The following is an 18,796-nucleotide window of genomic DNA, read 5'->3' as shown; positions in this document are numbered from 1 at the left end:
AGGACGAGAATGGCCTATGTCGTGGTCTGCATTGCAACTCGCTGGGGCAGTGCCCTTGGCGGTATCAACGTATTCAATACGGGCCTAGCGCAAGGCTTTGCGAGCGTCTTGCCAAAACCCGGCCAGTGTTTTTGCGTAGTGCAAGAGTTTCCGGCGGCTGAACCGGAGGCGAAAGTCAAGCTTTTGAAACCCGAGAAATGGGAGTTGGCACCGATTACGGATGTCGTCTTCCAGCAGGTTGAGACACTGCCCTTGAGGGACATTGAAGAGGTTCTAATCATCGGCCACGACATTCATACTGGAACCCTGGCGATCGACTGTGCGAAGCAGCTCAAGGCCCGGTGGCCGCGCGGCACGAAAGTGCGGTCCGCGGTGATCAGTCACATGTCCTACCTCGAGTACGCGCGTCGGAAAGGTCAAGCCTTAACCGAGGTCTTGAACAAGTCTCGTAGTCAGCATGAGATTGTCGCAAGCGCCGATCACGCATTCGCGGTGGGGCCGCTCCTTGCGAACAGCTTTCAGAGCTCTCGTATCGAACACAACGATCGTGTCATCGCCTTGACACCGGGCGCTGCGGATATCCAAGCGGAGCCCGAGAAGGCCGACTCGCTCACGTTCTACATCGGCGGCCGACTTGGCCTGGAGGACGACACGATCAAGAACGGGGTCCTGAGTGTCCGCGCCGTCATCGCTGCCTACGAAACCGAGCGGAAGACTGGGCAAGTAGGCCGCTGGACAACGCGTGGCCACTTCTACGCTTGTGGCGTGGACCCGGCGAAAGATGCTGATCTTCTGAGCCTGCTAAAGAAGGACGCACAGAAGAATGCGATGTTCGTCATCGAGGCGACCCCATTCTCCGACAAACAGGATGAGGTGCACGAGCACCTCGCTCGGTCCGACGTGGCGATCATGCCATCGTGGCACGAAGGCTTCGGTCTCACGGGCTGGGAAGCAATCTGCGCCGGCGTGCCGCTCGTGTGCTCAAGCCAGTCAGGGCTCGCGTTGCTGATTGATCAGTTGCGAAGAACTCTTGCAGACGCTGACTTTCGCAGCATTGAGGTGGTTCAGCTGACGGGCGGAGCGCCCGCCGGTATGCCGAGCGCTTCCGATGTCGAGACGCTGTCCATCGCCCTCAGAGCGGTGGTGGCAGACTACCCCGCACGAAAGAAGGCCGCGCTCGCGCTGGCACTGCGCATCAAGCGTCACTTCACCTGGGAGCGGTGCGCAGAAGAACTGATCGCGCCGTTCAAGTGGCCGTGGGCGAACTCGGCGGATTGGCATCAACGCCAGCAGGCTGCCGAGCTTGCCGTGGAACTGAGCGACAGCGTGGCTAGTGCAGGCGTCGTACTTGAGGCTCTGGCTGCGTGTCGGGCGGGCAAGGCTGAGCAGAAGTGGGCCCTAGTGTGCTCGGCGCTCAACTACTTCAGCGACGTCGGCGCCAAGGCAACGATTCGGGAGCGTCGCACCCTGAGGGACGATTTGCTAACCGTTGCCCAGGCAGTGTCAGCATCACTGAAGGCGCGCGCGACTGCCGGTCGTCTTCTGATCGCCGATACGGTCTTCTTGGATCTGTGCTGGCGATACATGGCTGCGGCATCGCGAGTTGCCACGACGTTCAGCGAGTTCGTGGCGATGCTGCCCGCCCCTATGCGTGACGCCATCTTCGGCGATGGCTTCCTGCGTCGCGAGCTGTTGTTCTATGTCTGCCGCTTTTCCTCCGACTTCGAGGACAACGCCGACGAGTTGGCACTGAGCTTCCTCTCTCCACTACGTCAGTATCTAGGCACAGATGCCGGGTTGGTCATCCGAGTTGCGCGACTGACCGCGGTATATGCAAGCCTTCGTCGGCTTATTCCTGTCGCCGGCAGTGTCGCGTTCGAGGCTGAGATCGACCGATGCCAGCGGGCGCTTGCGCGCCCGTTCGACAGCCGCTTAGTGCTCGAGGAATCACCCGACTTGGCGCCGACGATGCTCGCTCTTTCCAGCTTGAAGCCAGACCTCTCGCGGCAACCCATCGACCAGCCGATCGGGTTCTTCAAGCGCTTGAGTCCGAAGAATGTTACGGGTACATGGCGTGGCGACAAGCGTCTGACTGCAGGTATGGCGACGGTGGTGCTGTCGTGCAGAAAGGTTGAAGCCGTACTGGAAGCGATGGCGAACGACGAGGAGGAGGCAATTCGATGGGCGGCTCTAGATCTGGCGTTCTCACCGGTACTACGAGCGCGTCTGCACGCGTTGGAAACTGACTCTGACGGCGCCAGGACGCTTTGTGCCATGCTCGGACGCATAGTGGACATGGCCGTAAGTAAGGACGAGGGTCATCCGTGGCTTGCGCGGGAGTTCCTCAACCACTACTGCGACGAGCTTGCCGCGCCGCGAGATCATCACCCGCAGCTCGCGCGTTTTACGTTGACGGACTTCCCCGTCTCACGTGAACTGTTTGGCCCGGCAGTGAATGCAGAAGTCAGCCGGTTCTCCCGAGCGATGCACCCTGAGGTCGAGGATGCACGTGCACGGGGGGCGCAGAGCGTCCAGCGTGTGCTGCTTGTGCTGCCACCGATCTCCATCGACCCCGCCGCAGGACGCGCGGCATCGAAGACCAGCACGCCGCCACTCGGGTTGGGCGTTCTAGCCACTCATCTGTCCAAGCTCGGGCACGACGTGCACTTGGTGGATTGCCACCGTTTCCCGGAGCTTGCTGAAGAGATCTTCTGCCGCGCAAAGACCTTTGATCTGATCGGTTTCAACACCGTTTTCAGCACCATCAAGTCCACCCGGCAGATGCTGACCAGGATACGTAGTGCGACGCAACGGCCTGTTTTGGTCGTAGGGGGCCCGGCTGCGAACCTGGACGCATGGCGCTTCTCTGCACTGGACGAGAACGACCTGGCCAACTGGGACTTCGCAATTTCCAACGACGCTGTGGGGAATCTGCAGTTGCTTGTGGAGGCGCTCAAATCGCCAACCCCTTGGCCCGTGAGCGATGGCGTAGTGGCAAATCCCCGGAGCACGGTCGTTGCGCTAAGGGATGTTGCTACCGCCAAGGCGAGCGTTGTGGGCGAGACGGGCAGCCCCCCAAGCGACGAGGGTTGGATGAAGATCCACGTGGATCGTCGCCTCTATGCGGGGCCGGCCGGGCAGTACGAGCCGACGCGGACTCGCGATCTAAAGGGACGGGTTCACGAGGCGCACATCGTCATGTCCAAGGGCTGCGACTGGAACTGCAGTTTCTGTACGGAGCGCCGCATCCTCAGTCATGGTGAGCGCCGACGCGACGTCGAGTCGGTTCTCGATGAAGTGCGCCAACTGGCGAAGCGGTACCCCGATTTGCGCATCCAGTTCATCGACGACAACTTGCTGCCTCAGATCGCCTCACCGCACAACAGCAGTGGGGTGCGTCGGGAGGAGGGCAAGGCTTGGGCAGTGCGGTTCCTGGCCGGGATGAAAGAGATTCGAGACGAATTTGGCGGCAAGTTGAGTTGGCGGGGCATCTTTCGCCTTGAGGACTTCGCGGCCTACGAGGCGCTTGGGGAGGCGGGTGGTTTCGTGCGCGCTCTGGCTGAAGCGGGCTGCAACATGCTGGCGTTCGGAGTCGAGTCCGGCGACGCCGCCAGTCGGCATTCCCTCAAGGCCGGCGGGCGTGAGTTCACGAACGACGCGATCCAGCAACTCTTTCGACGCCTGCGTCAGGCCAAGATCTTTACCAAAGCGTACTTCATCATCGGTGGTCACAAAGAGAGCGCCCAGTCCACCGAGCGCACCATCTCCTTCGCTGTGGAATGCGGTGCAACGCTTGCTTACTTCGCCCTCTACAAAGACTTCGTGGACGCGCAGAAGGAGCTGCGCAAGGACAGGGGAACAGGACATCCAGAGACGGCGAGCTTGCTTGACTACGAGCAGTTGCTGTTTGGATGGGATGAAGCTTTCTCGGGTGACCGCAGAGCAGGCGATCTCGGAACCGCCCGCAGGCTAATCGAACCGTCGGACGTGGTCGAGCGCCGTACCTATCGGCTGCTCGCCAAGATGGGCTTCCGGTTCGATGACCTTGTGAAGTACAACGACTATCACGCGCAGGCGGGGCACGCCAAGGCACGCCTGCACAGCGTCACCTGGCAGCGTCCCAACGAGTTCTTTGGCTTGGTCGAGAAGGCCTATCGAAAGTTTTACCTGCGGCCTGAGTTCGTTGCAGATTTCAAGGAACTGGTTGCTGCCGGCTACTAGAAGAACGTCGACAACCTCTCGTCGTTCCATTCGGCGAACTGGTGCTCCACAGATCATTGCCGCGGCTTGCTCCTGGACCTTTTCGGCTCATCGCGAATGACAGCAGTCTCCTTCGGCTCTCGTACGACACTGGCACAGACACGACATCGATCGACATGCAGCTAACAGCGAGCCTCAAGCCGAGGCACCCGATGGGCAGCAAACGCCGGTGCGCAGGACAGCAAACGTTCGCAGCTTCTGGCTGAGCATCATCGATGGGACGGGGGGCGTGTTTGGCGGTTCACGGAAGCTGTCGTCGATTGCCCCACTTGGCAGCTTGCAAGCCACACCTGTCACTCGCCCGGTTCGCCCGCGAACAGCAGGTTTAGAAGACTGCTGTCGTTCAGTTCCTGGGTGCGAGTGACTGAGTTCAGTCTTGACCAGTCAGCGGCAAGACTGCGCGGGGCGCGGTCGGTCGATTCCATCAACTGCGGTTGGGCGCATGTCTCGCGCCTGTGCCGCTGAGGCTGCCCGGCGGTCTATGAATTGGCCCGTCCATTCATGTCACCGTGTCGGAAACTCCGGCGAATCTTTCCAGCTAGTCCATGCGCATAACTTGGTATTTGATGATCACAATTGCGTCTGACATACTGGTCTGTCGCTGCAAATTGGTGCACGGCATAACGTCAATCAGGAGGCATTTAGTGAGATTCCGTACTGTCGCTCTGGCGATCACGTCACTGATCGCAACCGCCGCCGCCCACGCTGGTATCGTGGCCTCTCCGAACCCCGTCAACTTCACTGGTCAGGGTGGGCGGGTGTACTTCAAAACCGTCACCGTCACCAACCAGGGGCCGGGCTTTGCTTCGAATCTGAACGCAAGCCTGAACTGGCTGAGTGGAAGCATCGGTGACATCAACATCGGCTTCGACACCTGCACGGGCGCCACGCTGGCGGTCGGCGGCAGCTGCACCGTTCGATTGGTGTTTGATTCGGGCTGCCCCTATGCCGGCTGGATCAGCTACAACCTGGCGATCACGTCGTCGACGCTGCCGACGTTGACTGTCCCGACAACGGGCACTACCAAGGCCGGTATTTGCGTCTAAGAACGTGGTCAGGCTGGTCTGGGCGTTAGCCGCGGCCAGCTTGGCAGCGCGCGTTCGGCGCGCCACTGGCGATGAACACCGTCCCTCGGGCAACCAGCTGAACCCGCTCTTGGCAACAGGATCGAGCGCCAGGGGATTCGTTTCTTCTCTTGGCCTCATCGCGGCTGATTCCCCTCAGCCCGCCCGCCCCGCCAGCAACTCCACAAACGTCTCCGCCCCCGGCAGCCGGTGCACCAGGCTGACCGATGCGCCGGTGCCGTCGTCGGCGGTGCGCCACCACAGCGTGCAGCCGGCCACGCGGGCGAGCAGCTCGGTGGTGGCGAGTGAGGGCAGCCAGCGGGACAGGGGCACCGCGGCGGGCATTTCGTAGCGTTCGGCGGTGGGGGTGCTGCGGGTGTTCAGTGGCGAGGTCGGGCCGGCGGTGGGCCAGGGGGGCGCTTCGGCCAGGGCCCGTTCGAACGCGTCGAGCGAGGTGTGGTCGCCGAGTGTTTGCAGCGCGGCGTTGGCAAGGTGGGTGTACCAGAGCTCGAGGTGGTCGAGCGCGATGCGGTCGACCGGTGGCCGCGCGCGGGGCTGGGCGATCAGCAGCGGGTAGTAGCGGCCGACGTTGTCGCAGCTGGGCATCAGCAGGCCGAACCACCATTGGTTGTCGAGCACGCCCGGGGCCCAGGCAAAGCGCAGCACCGGGGCCGTGAGGTAGGTCTGCAGCCAGCGCTCGCCGAGCTGTTCGCTGCTGCGTTGCATCACATGCGACAGCCACGCGTCGCAGTTCTGCACCCAGGCGGGTGGCAGCCGGCGCTGGGCAAAGTCGCCCAGCGAAGAGAGCTTGCCGTACCAGCCCGGCAGGGCGCTGGTGTCGCTCATGGTCGTCGGGGCGCTGGCGTCCATCACAGCCCCGCCGGGCAGGCGAACTCGTTCAGCTCGCGCAGCCTGAAGGGGTTGCGCACGCTGCTGGTGGTGACCTCGAACACGGCCTTGCGGCCGTCGACGTCGAAGGTGGCGCGAAAGCGCTCGGGCGCGCTGGTGGGGTCGATCTTCACGCGCTCGAACAGGCGGAACAGCGCCCAAGGCCCATCGGTGACCATGCCGGACGGGCTGCCGCTGGCGCTGGGTGGGCTGACCTGCACACGCACCTGCGAGCTGCCGCGCGGGCCGGGCCATTGCACCGCCATCGGGATCTGCGGGCCGTGGGCGTAGCGCACGATCTGGCCGTCGACGTCGAGAATGAACTGGGTCAACGACGCGTCCATCTCGATCGGCTTGAATTCGAGCCTGAGCGACGGCGCGTTGCCGGCCGGGAAGAAGGTCTCGCGGATCGCCGCGGCGCGCTGGAACTGCGGCAGCGAACCGCCGTCGAGCCCCAGCGGCGTGCCCTCGACGGGGCGAAACTTCCACGGCCGCGTGGTCGTGTCGACATACGGCGCGAGCTTTTGCTGGAACAACTGGTCGATCTTGCCGCCGGGGCCGAACAGCATCGCAAAGTCGGCCTGCGTCGCGTCGCGGGTGGCCGTGCGATCCAGCGGGTAGCGGCCGGCGACCGCTTGCTGGCAGAACTCGCCGACCTGTGCGCGCACCTCTTGCCCCAGGTTTTGCCTGACGCCCAGTTGTGACGCATTGGCGCTGCTTTGCGACAGGTTGTCGAGCATCGCCCGCAGCGGTTGCGGCATGCGGGCCGCCTCGGCCTTGACGCGGTTGGGCAGCGGCGAGGCCGGTGGCGCAGAGCCGCCCTGGATGGCGGTGGCCACCGCATTGAGCAGCACGTTGACCTCGGCGATCAGGCCGAGCGTGTCGTCCAGCGGCGCCTTGCCGCCTTGCGGGGAAGAGACGAGAAAGCGCAGGCCGGCGAAACGGTCGTCGACGACGCTTTCGGGCCGCGGCGCCGTGCCCGAGCCGCCGGCCGCGGGCTTGGCCGAGAGCAGGTCGGCGATGCGGTCTCGCGATTTGCGCACCACGCCGGCGGCCTTGTCACTGGCCTTGTCGACCACCGACTCGCCGCCGGCCAGGGTGGTCTCGCGCGAGATGGCTTTCATCAGCAGTGGCAGCGGGCTGTCGGGCGCCGACAGCAGCCGCGACATCTGCACCGACTGCGCCAGGCTGGTCATCGGCTGCAGGCGGATGTCGGCGATGTAGGCCTCCCAGGTGGCGGCATAGTCGTCGAGGTACAGGCGGCGCGCGTCGTCGGCCGGGGTGCGGCCCCCGCGCACGACGGTGGCGGCATCTTGCTGCGGCTCGGCCACGCCGAGCACCCAGCCTTGTTCGCGCGCCAGTTCGTCGGCCACGTCGTCGACCTGGGCCTCGAAGCCGCGGTGGTAGCCGTCGCGGGTGTACAGCCCCGGCACGCCCTGGGTCAGCGGGGCGCCGCTGGCGCGGGTGAAGACCAGCGCCGCGTTGTTGCCGGCGGCGCGCACCGCGTTGAACTCGGGAAACTCCTGGCCCAGGCCGCGGTAGCGCATGCGGTTGTAGATGCGCTGAGGCAGCGTCAGGCTGGCCAGGCGCAGGCGGCTGGCGGTGACGATGTCTTTGTCGCTGGCGATCGGCGAGACCACCGCGCCTTGCGACAGCAGCGCGCCGAGGTGGGCCGAGAGCTGGGCACGCTGGTCCGGCGTCAGCTCGCGGCGCTGGTTGTCCAGGTCGGCCTCGATGTGCCGCTGCAGTGTCTCGGCATCGAAATGCTCGGGGTCGTGCAGCATCAGGTAGGCCTTGAGCGCCTCGTACTGGGTCTCGGGCGCTTCGTCTGACTGGCGCAACTGCTCTTCGATGCGCAGCGCCAGGCGGGGCAGCACCGCGTCGGCCAGCATGCGCTGGTAGGCGGCGCGCGCGGCGCTGTCGAGCTTGTGGCCCTGGAACAGGCCGTAGCCGAGCGACCAGGGCACGTCGTCCAGCTGGCCGGCCAGGCCGCGCGTGGCGTTCAGCGCCGGCACGATCGGCAGGATGTCGGCCGTCGCGCGGTTGGGCGTGGCCTGCAGCAGCTTGCGGACATCGTCCGAACGCGCGGCCACGTCGGCCACATAACGCCGGTTGTTGACGTAGCTGGTGCTCCACATCGCCACCAGGCCGACGCTGACCACACCCACGGCGGCATAGCCGGCCGCGGCGAGCACGGTGCGCCGGCGCTCCCACTTGGGGTTGGTGCCGCCCAGGCCCGCTTCGGCAAACACCACCTCGCCCAGCAGCCGGTTGAGGAAGTAGCTCTTGCCACTGGCCTGGTTGGGCGCGATCACCGCGCGCTCGAGCCGGTAGCTGCGGGCCACGGCGCCGAGCACGCGGTCGATCGGCGTGCCTTCTTGCGTGCCGCTGATGAAGTAGACGCCGCGCAGCAGCGGGTCGGCTTCGTAAGGCGAGGGCGAGAAGACCGCGTTGACGAACTCCTGCAGCATCGGCCGCAGGCCGGCGAACTGCGTGGGGAAGCCGTAGATGCGCGAGCGGCGCTGCGCGTCGCGCTCGGTTTGCAGACGGTCGATCAGGCCGTCGGTCAGGCGCTGGCGCAGCGCGTCGAACTCGGGGCCGAAGCCTTGCAGCGCCGCCTTGCCGCCGGCCTGCAGCGGGAAGGTGAAGCCCCAGGGTGTGGCGCGCTGGTCTTTGTCGACCGTGGCGAAATAGTCCATGAAGCCGGCCAGCAGATCGCTCTTGGTGACCAGCAGGTAGATCGGGAAGCGGATGCCGAGGTCTTCGTGCAGCTCTTGCACGCGCTGGCGCACGGTGGCGGCGTGTTGCGCGCGCTCGGCCGGGCTGCGCGTGAGCAGGTCGGTGACCGAGACGGTGACCAGCACACCGTTCAGCGGCTGGCGCGGGCGCGAGCGCTTGAGCAGGCCGAGAAAACCGCTCCAGGTGGCGCGGTCGTTCTCGCGGTCGCTGTCTTGCGTGGTGAAGCGGCCGGCGGTGTCGATCAGCACCGCGCGGTCGGTGAACCACCAGTCGCAGTTGCGCGTGCCGCCGACACCGTGGATGGCGGTTTGCGTGCCGGTCGCATCGGCGAGCGGAAAGTTCAGCCCGCTGTGGCGCAGCGCGGTGGTCTTGCCCGAGCCCGGCGCGCCGATGATCAGGTACCACGGCAGCTCGTACAGGTAGCGCCCACCCAGCTTGGCGGACCAGCCCGAGAGCAGACCGCCGGCACCGAAGCGCACGCGCCGCAGCGTCACCAGCGCCTTTTCGAAGCGCTCGCGCACGGCGGCCATGTCGGGCGTTTCGGCCGGTTGGTCGGCACCGCTTTTCGGCGCGGCGATCAGCTGGTTGACCACCGCCTGGTTGCCGCGCTGCGCACGCCAGCGCGCCACCAGCATCCAGGCGAACACGATCGCGACCAGCACGCCGATCGTGATCCAGCGGGCACGCTCGCTTTCGAGCGGGCGCCACTCGCCGATCGACACCATCGGCCCGACGATGTGGATCACCAGCGCCAGCGCCAGCAGCACGATGGCCGCGAGCACCCAGCGGTTGAAGATCCAGCCCAGCACGCGCTTCATCGTGCGCCCCCAGGTGTCGATGCCGCTGACTGCGCCGGTTGGGGAACGGGCTCGCCGCTGCGGCCGACGAACAGCGTCACCTCGACGCGGCGGTTCTGCGCGCGTTGGGCGGGGTCGTTGTCGGGCGCCACGGGCTCGCTGTCGGCGCGGCCTTCGGCGCGCACACGATCGGCCGAGACGGCGTGCGCCACCAGCAGTTGCTTCACCGACTGCGCCCGCGCCTCGGACAAATGCCAGTTCGACGGGAAACGCACGGTGCGCACGGGCGTCTTGTCGGTGTGGCCGGTCACGAGGATCGGCCCGCTGACCTTGGCCAGTGCGTCGGCGATGCGCGTCATCAGCGCTTCACGCTCGGACACCAGCGTGTCGCTGCCCGAGGCGAACAGGCCGTCGCCGCGGATCGTGACGACGCTGCGGTCGACCTCGTCGCGCACCGTCACCAGATTGGCCTTGATGTCGGACTGCAGGAACTGCGCCAGCCGGGGCTTGGCCATCACCGGCGGTGCCACTGTGACCGGCGGCGACAGGCGCAGCGCCTGGATCTGGTTGAACACCGGGTCGGAGCGTTCACCGAGCGAGAACGTCAGCGCCAGGTAGACGCCGCTGAGCACCAGCGCCGCCACCGCGGCCGTGGCCGCCAGCGGCAGCCAGCTGCTGAAGCGGCGCTGGCTTGCCGGCTCGCCCTGCCAGTGCTGGGCCAGCGCGGGGGCATGGTCGCCACGCTGCTGCTTGATGATCTGCGCGAGCCGGTCGCGCACCGCCTCGATCTGCGCGCGGCCGTTGTCGACCACGCGGTAGCGGCCTTCGAAGCCGAGCACCAGCGCGCAGTAGATCAATTCCAGCAGGTCGAGGTTGGCCTCGGGCTTCTCGGCCAGCCGCGCCATCAGCTGGAAGACCTTCTCGCCGCCCCAGGTCTCGTTGTGGAACATCGCCAGCAGGCTGTTGCGCGCCCACTCGCCCGAGCCGCCCCAGGGCGTGTCGGCGGCGGCCTCGTCGATCATCGTGCACAGCACATAACGCGCGGCCATCACGCGCTCGCCCGGGATGCCGGCCGCCGCGGCCTGCGCCGCGAACTCGCGAACGCCTTGCGCCAGCGCGTTGCGCAGCGCGACCGGGTCGTCGACATGGCGCGTGGCGCGCAGCGGCGGCACGGCCATCAGCAGTTTGTTGGCCAGCGCCACCAGCGGGTTCAGGCCGTGGTCGGGCAGGGCGGCGTCGGCGTTGCTGCCCGCATCGCGCGTGGTGTCGACTGGCATCGGCACCGTCGGCGTGCGGCCACCCGGGTTGGGCCGGATGAAGGTGCGCTGGTCGTCCAGCTGCGCGAACGGGTCGTTGAGTGCCGAGGGTTCCATCGCGGCTCCGTGCGTCACCAGACCATTCACTGGCGGATGGCCCAGAGCTCGAGTTCGAGCCCGGGGAAGTCGCCCGCCACATGCAGCGCCAAGCTGCCATTGCGTTCCAGCTGCTTCCAGAGCTCGCCGCCGCGGTCGAGCTCGAAGTAGTGGTAGCCGGCGTGGAAGGGCAGCTGCCGCGGCGCAACCGGCAGCGAGCGCAGGTTCACGCCCGGCAGCTGCAGGTTGACGAGGTCGCGGATGCGGTCGACCGGCCCCAGCTTCGATTGCGCCGGGAAGCGCGAGCGCAGCTGCTCGGCCGGCATCTGCGCGTTGACCGCGATCACGAAGTTGGCACTGCGCGCCAGCTCGGGGTCGGGGATCACCGCGGTGCGCACGCCGTGGCTGCGGTCGGTCAGCTCGATCTGCTGCGCATTGCGCTCGAGCACGGTCGACAGCATGCGGCGCAGGTCGACCAACAAGGGCGCGAAGCTGAGCTGCAGGTCGTCGTGCTGGTACAGCGGGTAATCGGGCGGGTGGCGGTTGGCGGTCGAAAAGGTGGCCAGATCACCGGCCAGTTGCAGGCAGGCCAGGTGCAGCTCGCGCGGGTGGCCATGCGGCGCATTGGCATGCTGCTGGAAGACCGGCGAGGCGCGGTTCAGCGCCTGCAGCATCAGGAAGTCCGCCATCTCGGACACGCCGTGGCTCAGCTGGCCCATGCGGCCGGCCAGCATCTGCGCGCGCTGCTGGACCAGCCCGTGCAGCAGCGAGGCCATGGCCGAGAGCTGCGCGGTCGCGTCCAGCCGCGTCTGCGGCGCCACATAGGCACGGTCGAGCACCACCTGGTGGTCGCCGCGGCGCTCGGCCACGCGGGCGATGCCGAGCGTGGCGTAGCCGTCGGTCGCGTCACGCGCGCGCATCAGGCGCAGGCGCAGGGCGCCGGTCTGGATGGGCTCGGGCTCGTCGTTGGCGCTGGTGTGGTCGCGCAGGGTTTCGTCGTTGACCTGGTAGCGGGCCATGTCGCCGGCCGCGCTGCCGTTGAAGCTGACCTCGGTCTGCCCCTCGCGCGACAGCGGTGCGGCCAGCACGACCAGCTCGCCCTTCATGTCGGCCGGCACCTCCAGCGGCGCCGGCAGCGCGTCGATCTGCGGCAGCAGGAACGGCGTGCCGTCGGGCAGCACGCCGCTGGCGCGTGTCAGGCCGATGCGGCCGAGTTCGAGCTGGCTCTCGTCCAGCGTCAGGGCCGAGAAGCCCCAGGCGAACGGGCCGGTGGCGCGCACCCGCATCTCGATCAGGTGCTCGACATAACGCGCTTCCTGCTGAAAGTGGTGCGGCAGCAGGAACATGCCCTGCGTCCACACGACCTTGCTGCGCCAGCTCATCGGTGCCCCCTTGGCGGTGTGCGCCGCCTGGGCATGCCGGGGCGGGCCTCTTCGGGCCGGTGGGTGCGGGGCATGTCAACGTGACACGGTGACGGTGACCGCCAGCGCATCGGCACGAATCACGACCTTCTGCGCCTTGCCCGGCTCGACCGCGGCGATGGCACGCCAGCGTGCATGCTCCAGGTCGCGGTAGGCGGCGACCACGCCGATGAACTTGGTGTCGGGCGACAGCATCTTGGCCCAGGGCTTCGATTCGCCGGGGGCCAGCGTCATCTCCTCGCGGGCGACGAGCTCGGCGGCGAGCTCGGCCTGGTCGCGCTGGTAGAGCGACATGAAGTCTGCGCCGTTGAAGGCGGTGGCCGTCTTCAACTCGTATACACGCAGCATCAGCGGCGATGGCCGCATGCTGGCGCTGGGGTTGACCGTGGCCGTGGCCACGACCGTGCCGCTGACTTTGGTGGGCTTGGGCGCGCTCGCGCAGCCCACCATCAGCACGGCGGCCACACAGGCCGAGCCGAACCACCACCCGCGTTTCTCACCGAGAAAGGTCACCTGACTGCTCCTGGCTCTCGGGCCAAGAATACGCAGCGCCGCCCCGCGAACGGGGTGACTTAGGTAACCCGAAGGAAAGCCGGCCGCCTACCGGCGGGTCAGCGCAGCACCTTCAGGGCGTCGGGGTTGACGATGTTGGTCGGGTGGCCGGCCACGAAGGCGGCCACGTTGTCGAAGGCGGCGCCGAAATACAACTCGTAGCTGTCTTGCTCGACATAGCCGATGTGCGGCGTGCAGACGGCGTTTTCCAGCCGCAGCAGCGGGTGGCCCTGCAGGATGGGCTCGGTCTCGAACACGTCGACCGCCGCCAGGCCGGGCCGGCCGCGGTTCAGCGCCGAGACCAGCGCCGCATCTTCGACCAGCTCGGCGCGCGAGGTGTTGACGAACAGGGCCGTCGGCTTCATGCGGCCCAGGTCGGACAGCGTGACGGCGTGGCGGGTGCGGTCCGACAGGCGCAGGTGCAGGCTGAGCACGTCGCTTTCTTCGAACGCCTGCTCGCGGCTGGCGAACACCGCGTAACCCTCGGCCACCGCGCGCTCGCGCGATTCGTCGCTGGCCCAGATGCGCACGTCCATGCCGAACGCGCGGCCGTAGCCGGCCACCAGCGCGCCGATCTTGCCGTAGCCCCAGATGCCCAGCACCTTGCCGCGCAGCTGCATGCCGATGCTGAAGTTGGGCGGCATCGAGGCCGATTTCAGGCCCGACTGCTGCCAGGCGCCGTGCTTGAGGTTGCCGATGTACTGCGGCAGCCGGCGCATCGCGGCCATGATCAGCGCCCAGGTCAGCTCGGCCGGCGCGTGCGGCGAGCCCACGCCCTCGGCCACCGCGATGCCCAGGCGGGTGCAGGCGTCGATGTCGATGTGCGGGCCAACCTTGCCGGTCTGCGCGATCAGGCGCAACTTGGGCAGTTTTTCGAGCAGTTGGCGGTTGAACTGCGTGCGTTCGCGGATGGCGACCAGCACCTCGGCGTCTCGCAGGCGGATGGAAAGCTGGCCCAGGCCCTTGACGGTGTTGGTGAACACCTTGGCATTCAGGTCCTGCAGCTTGCTGGCGCAGCGCAGCTTGCGCACCGCGTCCTGGTAGTCGTCGAGGATGATGATGTTCACGCCCCCGATTTTGCACCGGGGGTTCGGCCCTGCCGGGCCGCCAAGCCGTCAGCGAATGTAGCCGCTGGTTCGGCGCTCGCCGGCCATTGCCTCCCAGGGGGCGGGCATGGTGGGCGGCAGCGTGGCGCCGGGGTCGAAGCCGAAGGCCTCGGGGAAGATGTTGTCCAGGCTGCGGTACAGCTCGGCCCGCAGGCCGCGGTGCAGGCGGCCGTCGTCCTGGCTCAGCGCGCGCAGCACCGGGCCGCGCAGGATCCACAGGTCGATCGGGTCGCTGGCCAGGCGCACTTGGTTGCGCAGCCACTCGCCCTTGCGGTCTTCCAGCGGGCCGGTGGCACGCAGGAACAACAATTTCATCTCGACGAACGCGCGTCGCGCAGCCAGGCGGGCCGAGCGGTCCTGCGGCAGGCCGCTGATGTTGAACTGCGTGTCATAGGCCGTGTCTTCGAAGTCGTCCATGGCTGGCTCAGGCATCGAGGCGTTGCCCCTGCCGCGGTGCGGCAGCGGTGGTGGTCGGCTTGGTGCTCGTCGGGAAATGGCGGTTCACCAGTTGCAGCCGGCTGTCGGCTTCACCCTGGCTGCGGTAGCGGGCGACCATGCTGTACAGGTCGGCGCGAAGGTGCCACAGCTCGCGCAGCGAGCGGGCCGATTGGCCGCGGCGGCGCAGGTCGACGGCGTCTTCGGTCGTCAGGTCGGCCAGCGCGTTGGCAAAGTCGCGCCGTGCGCCTTCCAGTGTGAGCGTGCGGCGCTCGGCGGGCTGCGGCCGGTTCGGGCGCAGCCAGTTCAGCAGCGATTTCCAGACGGGCTCGGCCTGGCCCCACACCGCAGGTGGCCGGATGGCCGTGCGGTTGGGCAGCGTGCTGGGCGCAGGCGCTGAGCTGAGGATGCGGCGGAAGAGGCGAGGGGCCTTCATCTCCCTTACATCGGACATCGCGGTGTTCAACATGAGGGCATTGTTTGGCCGGAGGCCCTGATCGAACGCTTGAAAAGCCACTCAAGTGCCGCCTTGTTTCCAGTCGTGTCGGCCAACCGACAGCTTGGCGTGTCGCCCCGCGGGTTGGCGCGGCCCGCTTGCCGGCGGCGGGCGGGTGCTGGAAGATGCCGCTGCTGTCGGAGCCGTCCGACAGGCGACCCCGCCCAGGGCCGATGGTGCTGGCGGGTGCGGATTCTTAGACTTCCGGAGGAACCAAGGCGCCCGATGACGACGTCACCCGCGATCCCGCAGCCACCATCGACTTCCCCTGCCGCACCGCCCGCCCGGCTGCCGCGCCGCCGGCCGGGCTGGGTCACCGCCTTGGGCCTGCGCGCCAGGGCCTGGTGGGCCGACGCGGGCCTGACGCTGCAGTTCGTCGGCGAGGTGTTGTTGTCGCTCAGGCGCTTGTTCGCCGGCAAGGCGGCGATGCGAGCGAGCGACCTGTTCTGGCAGATTGAGCAGGCGGGGCCGCGCAGCGTGGCGATCGTGGCGCTGGTCAGCGGGCTGGTCGGGGTGATCCTGGCGTACATGGGCGCCGTCCAGCTGCAGCGGGTGGGGGCGCAGGCCTACATCGCCGACCTGGTGACGATCGGCGCGGTGCGCGAGGTGGCGGCGCTGATGACGGGCGTGATCCTGTCTGGCCGCCTGGGTGCGGCCTTTGCGGCGCAGCTGGGCAGCATGCAGGCCAACGAAGAGATCGACGCCTTGCGGGTGCTCGGCATCGACCCGGTCGACCACCTGGTGCTGCCGCGCATGCTGGCGCTGGTGATGATGGCGCCGCTGCTGACCGCCTTTGCCGCGCTGACGGCCATCGCGGCCGGTGGCATGGTGGCGCTGCTCATCTTCGCGGTGCCGCCGACGGAATACCTCTACAAGTGCATGGACGCGCTGACTCTGCCGCACGTGTGGATCGGGCTCGGCAAGGGCACGGTCTATTGCCTGCTGGTGGCCTTGTCGGGCTGCCGCCAGGGCCTGAACGCCGGGCGCAGCGCGCAGGCGGTGGGCGCGGCGGTGACCGCGTCGGTCGTGCAGTCGATCGTCTGGATCGTGGTCGCCGCGTCGGCGTTGACGGTCGCACTGCAGCGGTTGGACTGGTGATGGACGACACCACCGCCAGCGCCACGGCGCCGAGCGAGCCGCAGGGCCCGCCCCAGGTGCAGGTCGAAGGGCTGACGATGGCCTTTGGCTCCAAGGTGATCCAGCGCGACCTCGATTTCGACATCCGGCGCGGCGAGGTGCTGGCCATCGTGGGCGCCAGCGGCTGCGGCAAGAGCACCTTGCTGCGCCACCTGATCGGGCTGCAGGCGCCGGCGGCGGGCCGGGTGCGCTACGGGGGCGACGACATCCACACCGACGACGCCGAGCTGCAGGCGCGTCTGCGCCGGCGCTTTGGCGTGGCGTTCCAGTCCGGTGCGCTGTGGAGCTCGATGACCGTGGGCGAGAACGTGATGCTGCCGATGGAGATGTTCTCGAAGGCAGAAGCCCCCGAGCGGGAGGAAAAGGCCCGCGCCAAGCTGGCGCTGGTGGGCCTGGGCGACCAGTTCGACGCCGAACCGCCGGCGCTGAGCGGCGGCATGCGCAAGCGCGCCGCCATCGCCCGCGCGCTGGCGCTGGAGCCCGAGCTGCTCTACCTCGACGAGCCCTCGGCCGGGCTGGACCCGTTGGCCGCGGCGCAGCTGGACGAGCTGATGCTGCAGCTGCGCGACGGGCAGGGCACGACGGTGGTGCTGGTGTCGCACGAGCTGCACAGCATCTTCGCGGTCGCCGACCGCCTTCTTTTTCTGGATGCCGACGACAAGACGATGACCGCACTCGACACGCCGCAGGCGCTGCTGGACCACGGGCCCGACAAGGTGCGGCGCTTTCTGAGCCGGGGGCAGCAACCATGAAGCGGCGCGCCAGCGCCACCACGATCGGCATCTTCGTCGTCGCCGGCATCACGCTGCTGCTGACCGGCATCATCCTGGCCGGCGGCGGCCGGCTGTTCGCCCACAAGGAGCGTGTCGTGATGCACTTCGGCGGCTCGATCTACGGCCTGCAGCTGGGCGCGCCGGTGGTGTTTCGCGGCGTGCGGCTGGGCAGCGTCAGCTCGATCGGCCTGCTGTACGACAAGGCCAGCGACGACTACACGATCCCGGTCGTGGCCGAGCTGGAGGCGGCCTCGATCCGCGGGCTGGCCGAATCGAAGAGCGACAGCAGTGCCACGGCGCTGGCCGCCTTGGTCGAGCGGGGCCTGACGGCGCAGCTGTCGATGCAGAGCCTGCTCACCGGCCAGCTCTATGTCGATCTGGACCTGCGGCCGCAGAAGGCCCCGGTGCCGCGCGGCAACCCCGACGAGATGCTGGAGATCCCCACCACCGCAACGGCGATCCAGAACCTGAAGAACCAGTTCGACGGGCTCGATTTCCGGCGCCTGTTCGACGACGTGTCGGCGATCGCCGCCTCGGCCCGCGCGGTGGTTTCCGGCCCGCAGCTGAAGAAGGCGATGGACGACCTGGCGGTCATCACGGACCACCTTCGCACGCTGACCGGGCGGATGGACGCTCGCTTCGACCCCCTGGCCGATGCCGCGACGAAGACGCTGGGCGATACGCGTGACGCCGCCGCCCGCGTGGGCAAGGCGGCCGATGACGTGAGCGGCACCGCGCGCCGCTTCAGCGGCACGGCCGACAACGTCAACGCCCTGGTCGCACCCGACTCGGCGCTGGTGCAGAAGGTGCAACGCACGATGGACGAGCTGGCGCAAATGGCCGGCTCGCTGCAGCGGCAAACCGGCGAGGACTCGGCGCTGGTGCAAAACGCCAACCAGGCGCTGCAAGACGTGTCGCGCGCCGCGCGGGCGCTGCGCGAATTGGCTGATCTGCTGGAGCGCCAGCCGAGCGCCTTGATCCGCGGGCGTTCGCCGGCGACCGACGACAACGGTGCGCCCACCGCACCGGCACAGGGGGGCTCGCGATGAGGCGCGGTGATTGGGGTTGGGTGCTCTTGACGGTGGCGGGCCTGGCGGCCTGTGCCGGCTCGCCGGCGCCGCCGGTGCGCTACTACCAGCTGCGGGTCGACCCGCCCGCTGCCGCGGCTGCGGCCGCCTCGGCGGCCAAACCGACCGAGGCAAGCGCAGCGCAGATCTGGCAGTTGGTCTCGCCGATCCACCTGCCCGACTACCTGGACCGCGACGCGCTGTGGGTGGCCGTGGGGAGCAACGCACTGCAGCCGCTCGACGGCCATCGCTGGGCCGAGCCGCTGCGCAGCGCGGTGCCACGAACTTTGGCCCACGACCTGGGCGTGCTGCTGGGCGGCGCCGACCGCGTCTACAGCGGCAGCGTGCCCAGCGGGGTGGTGGTGGCGCGGCAGCTGCGGCTCGACCTGCTCGAATTCGGCCCGACCGTGGATCGCCGGGCCGTGCACCTGCGCGCGCGCTGGACGGCGAGCGACCTGCAGGGCGCGGCGGCCGCGTTGGTGGACGAGGCGCAGATCGAGGTGCCGAGCGCGGGCTCGTCGCCCGAGCAACTGGTGGACGCGCACCGGCTGGCGCTGTGGCGCCTGGCCGAACGCATGGCGCAAGCACCACCCGCCCGGCGCCCGTCGGGCTCTTGACCGCAGCCGCCGCAGGCGGCGGCCCGACACCGGCGTGGTCCTATTGTTCTTGTTTTGGCAACGCTTTATGTTTGTGCTGATTGTTTATTCCT

14 protein-coding genes are annotated in these 18,796 nt (G+C 67.8%); 6 read left to right on the top strand and 8 right to left on the bottom strand.

The window, feature by feature from the left end:
- Positions 1–9 precede the first annotated feature (9 nt).
- Both ACE3SG_RS23090 and ACE3SG_RS23085 read left to right on the top strand, forming a co-directional pair.
- On the top strand, positions 10–4,221 hold the full coding sequence (locus ACE3SG_RS23090) for a radical SAM protein (protein WP_374568579.1): 4,212 nt from the start codon (positions 10–12) through the stop codon (positions 4,219–4,221).
- A 683-nt stretch (positions 4,222–4,904) separates the two neighbouring features.
- Positions 4,905–5,306, top strand: coding sequence for a hypothetical protein (locus ACE3SG_RS23085; RefSeq protein WP_374568578.1), 402 nt, complete (start codon positions 4,905–4,907; stop codon positions 5,304–5,306).
- 174 nt (positions 5,307–5,480) lie between these two features.
- Here the strand turns inward: ACE3SG_RS23085 and tagF are convergent, their stop codons facing one another.
- The 8 genes from tagF to ACE3SG_RS23045 form a co-directional block, all read right to left on the bottom strand.
- The gene (gene tagF, locus ACE3SG_RS23080) at positions 5,481–6,170 is read right to left on the bottom strand and encodes a type VI secretion system-associated protein TagF (RefSeq protein ID WP_374568577.1); all 690 of its coding nucleotides are present in this window, start codon (positions 6,168–6,170) and stop codon (positions 5,481–5,483) included.
- Between the two features lie 23 nt (positions 6,171–6,193).
- A complete protein-coding gene (gene tssM, locus ACE3SG_RS23075; protein ID WP_374568576.1) occupies positions 6,194–9,769 on the bottom strand; it encodes a type VI secretion system membrane subunit TssM in 3,576 nt (1,191 codons plus the stop codon).
- Positions 9,766–11,121, bottom strand: a complete 1,356-nt coding sequence (locus tag ACE3SG_RS23070; protein WP_374568575.1) for a DotU family type VI secretion system protein — start codon at positions 11,119–11,121, stop codon at positions 9,766–9,768. Before ACE3SG_RS23070 ends, tssM begins: the two co-directional genes overlap by 4 nt.
- 26 nt (positions 11,122–11,147) lie before the next feature.
- Positions 11,148–12,482: a type VI secretion system baseplate subunit TssK gene (gene tssK, locus ACE3SG_RS23065; RefSeq protein WP_374568574.1), complete on the bottom strand. Its 1,335-nt coding sequence runs from the start codon at positions 12,480–12,482 to the stop codon at positions 11,148–11,150.
- A 75-nt stretch (positions 12,483–12,557) separates the two neighbouring features.
- Complete coding sequence (gene tssJ / locus ACE3SG_RS23060; RefSeq protein WP_374568573.1) at positions 12,558–13,034, bottom strand: type VI secretion system lipoprotein TssJ; 477 nt, start codon at positions 13,032–13,034, stop codon at positions 12,558–12,560.
- A 98-nt stretch (positions 13,035–13,132) separates the two neighbouring features.
- A complete protein-coding gene (locus ACE3SG_RS23055) occupies positions 13,133–14,140 on the bottom strand; it encodes a D-2-hydroxyacid dehydrogenase family protein (RefSeq protein WP_374568572.1) in 1,008 nt (335 codons plus the stop codon).
- A gap of 48 nt (positions 14,141–14,188) precedes the next feature.
- A complete protein-coding gene (locus ACE3SG_RS23050; protein ID WP_374568571.1) occupies positions 14,189–14,596 on the bottom strand; it encodes a hypothetical protein in 408 nt (135 codons plus the stop codon).
- A 7-nt stretch (positions 14,597–14,603) separates the two neighbouring features.
- On the bottom strand, positions 14,604–15,083 hold the full coding sequence (locus ACE3SG_RS23045) for a hypothetical protein (protein ID WP_374568570.1): 480 nt from the start codon (positions 15,081–15,083) through the stop codon (positions 14,604–14,606).
- Between the two features lie 252 nt (positions 15,084–15,335).
- Here ACE3SG_RS23045 and ACE3SG_RS23040 point away from each other — a divergent pair, with 252 nt between their 5' ends.
- Genes ACE3SG_RS23040 through ACE3SG_RS23025 form a run of 4 tightly spaced genes read left to right on the top strand, consistent with a single transcriptional unit; the run spans position 15,336 to position 18,704 of the window.
- Positions 15,336–16,208 carry an MlaE family ABC transporter permease gene (locus ACE3SG_RS23040; protein ID WP_374568569.1) on the top strand — a complete coding sequence of 291 codons (873 nt, stop codon included), beginning with the start codon at positions 15,336–15,338 and terminating at the stop codon, positions 16,206–16,208.
- Positions 16,208–16,999: an ABC transporter ATP-binding protein gene (locus tag ACE3SG_RS23035; protein WP_374568568.1), complete on the top strand. Its 792-nt coding sequence runs from the start codon at positions 16,208–16,210 to the stop codon at positions 16,997–16,999. The genes ACE3SG_RS23040 and ACE3SG_RS23035 overlap by 1 nt, the downstream gene beginning before the upstream one ends.
- Positions 16,996–18,069: an MlaD family protein gene (locus ACE3SG_RS23030; RefSeq protein ID WP_374568567.1), complete on the top strand. Its 1,074-nt coding sequence runs from the start codon at positions 16,996–16,998 to the stop codon at positions 18,067–18,069. Before ACE3SG_RS23035 ends, ACE3SG_RS23030 begins: the two co-directional genes overlap by 4 nt.
- Positions 18,066–18,704, top strand: a complete 639-nt coding sequence (locus ACE3SG_RS23025; protein WP_374568566.1) for a membrane integrity-associated transporter subunit PqiC — start codon at positions 18,066–18,068, stop codon at positions 18,702–18,704. The genes ACE3SG_RS23030 and ACE3SG_RS23025 overlap by 4 nt, the downstream gene beginning before the upstream one ends.
- Positions 18,705–18,796 lie beyond the last annotated feature (92 nt).

Origin of the sequence: Ideonella sp. (assembly GCF_041914305.1) — a bacterium.
GTDB lineage: Bacteria > Pseudomonadota > Gammaproteobacteria > Burkholderiales > Burkholderiaceae_C > Ideonella.
The sequence above is the reverse complement of the archived record's forward strand: the minus strand, read 5'-3'. Positions and strand labels throughout refer to the sequence as shown.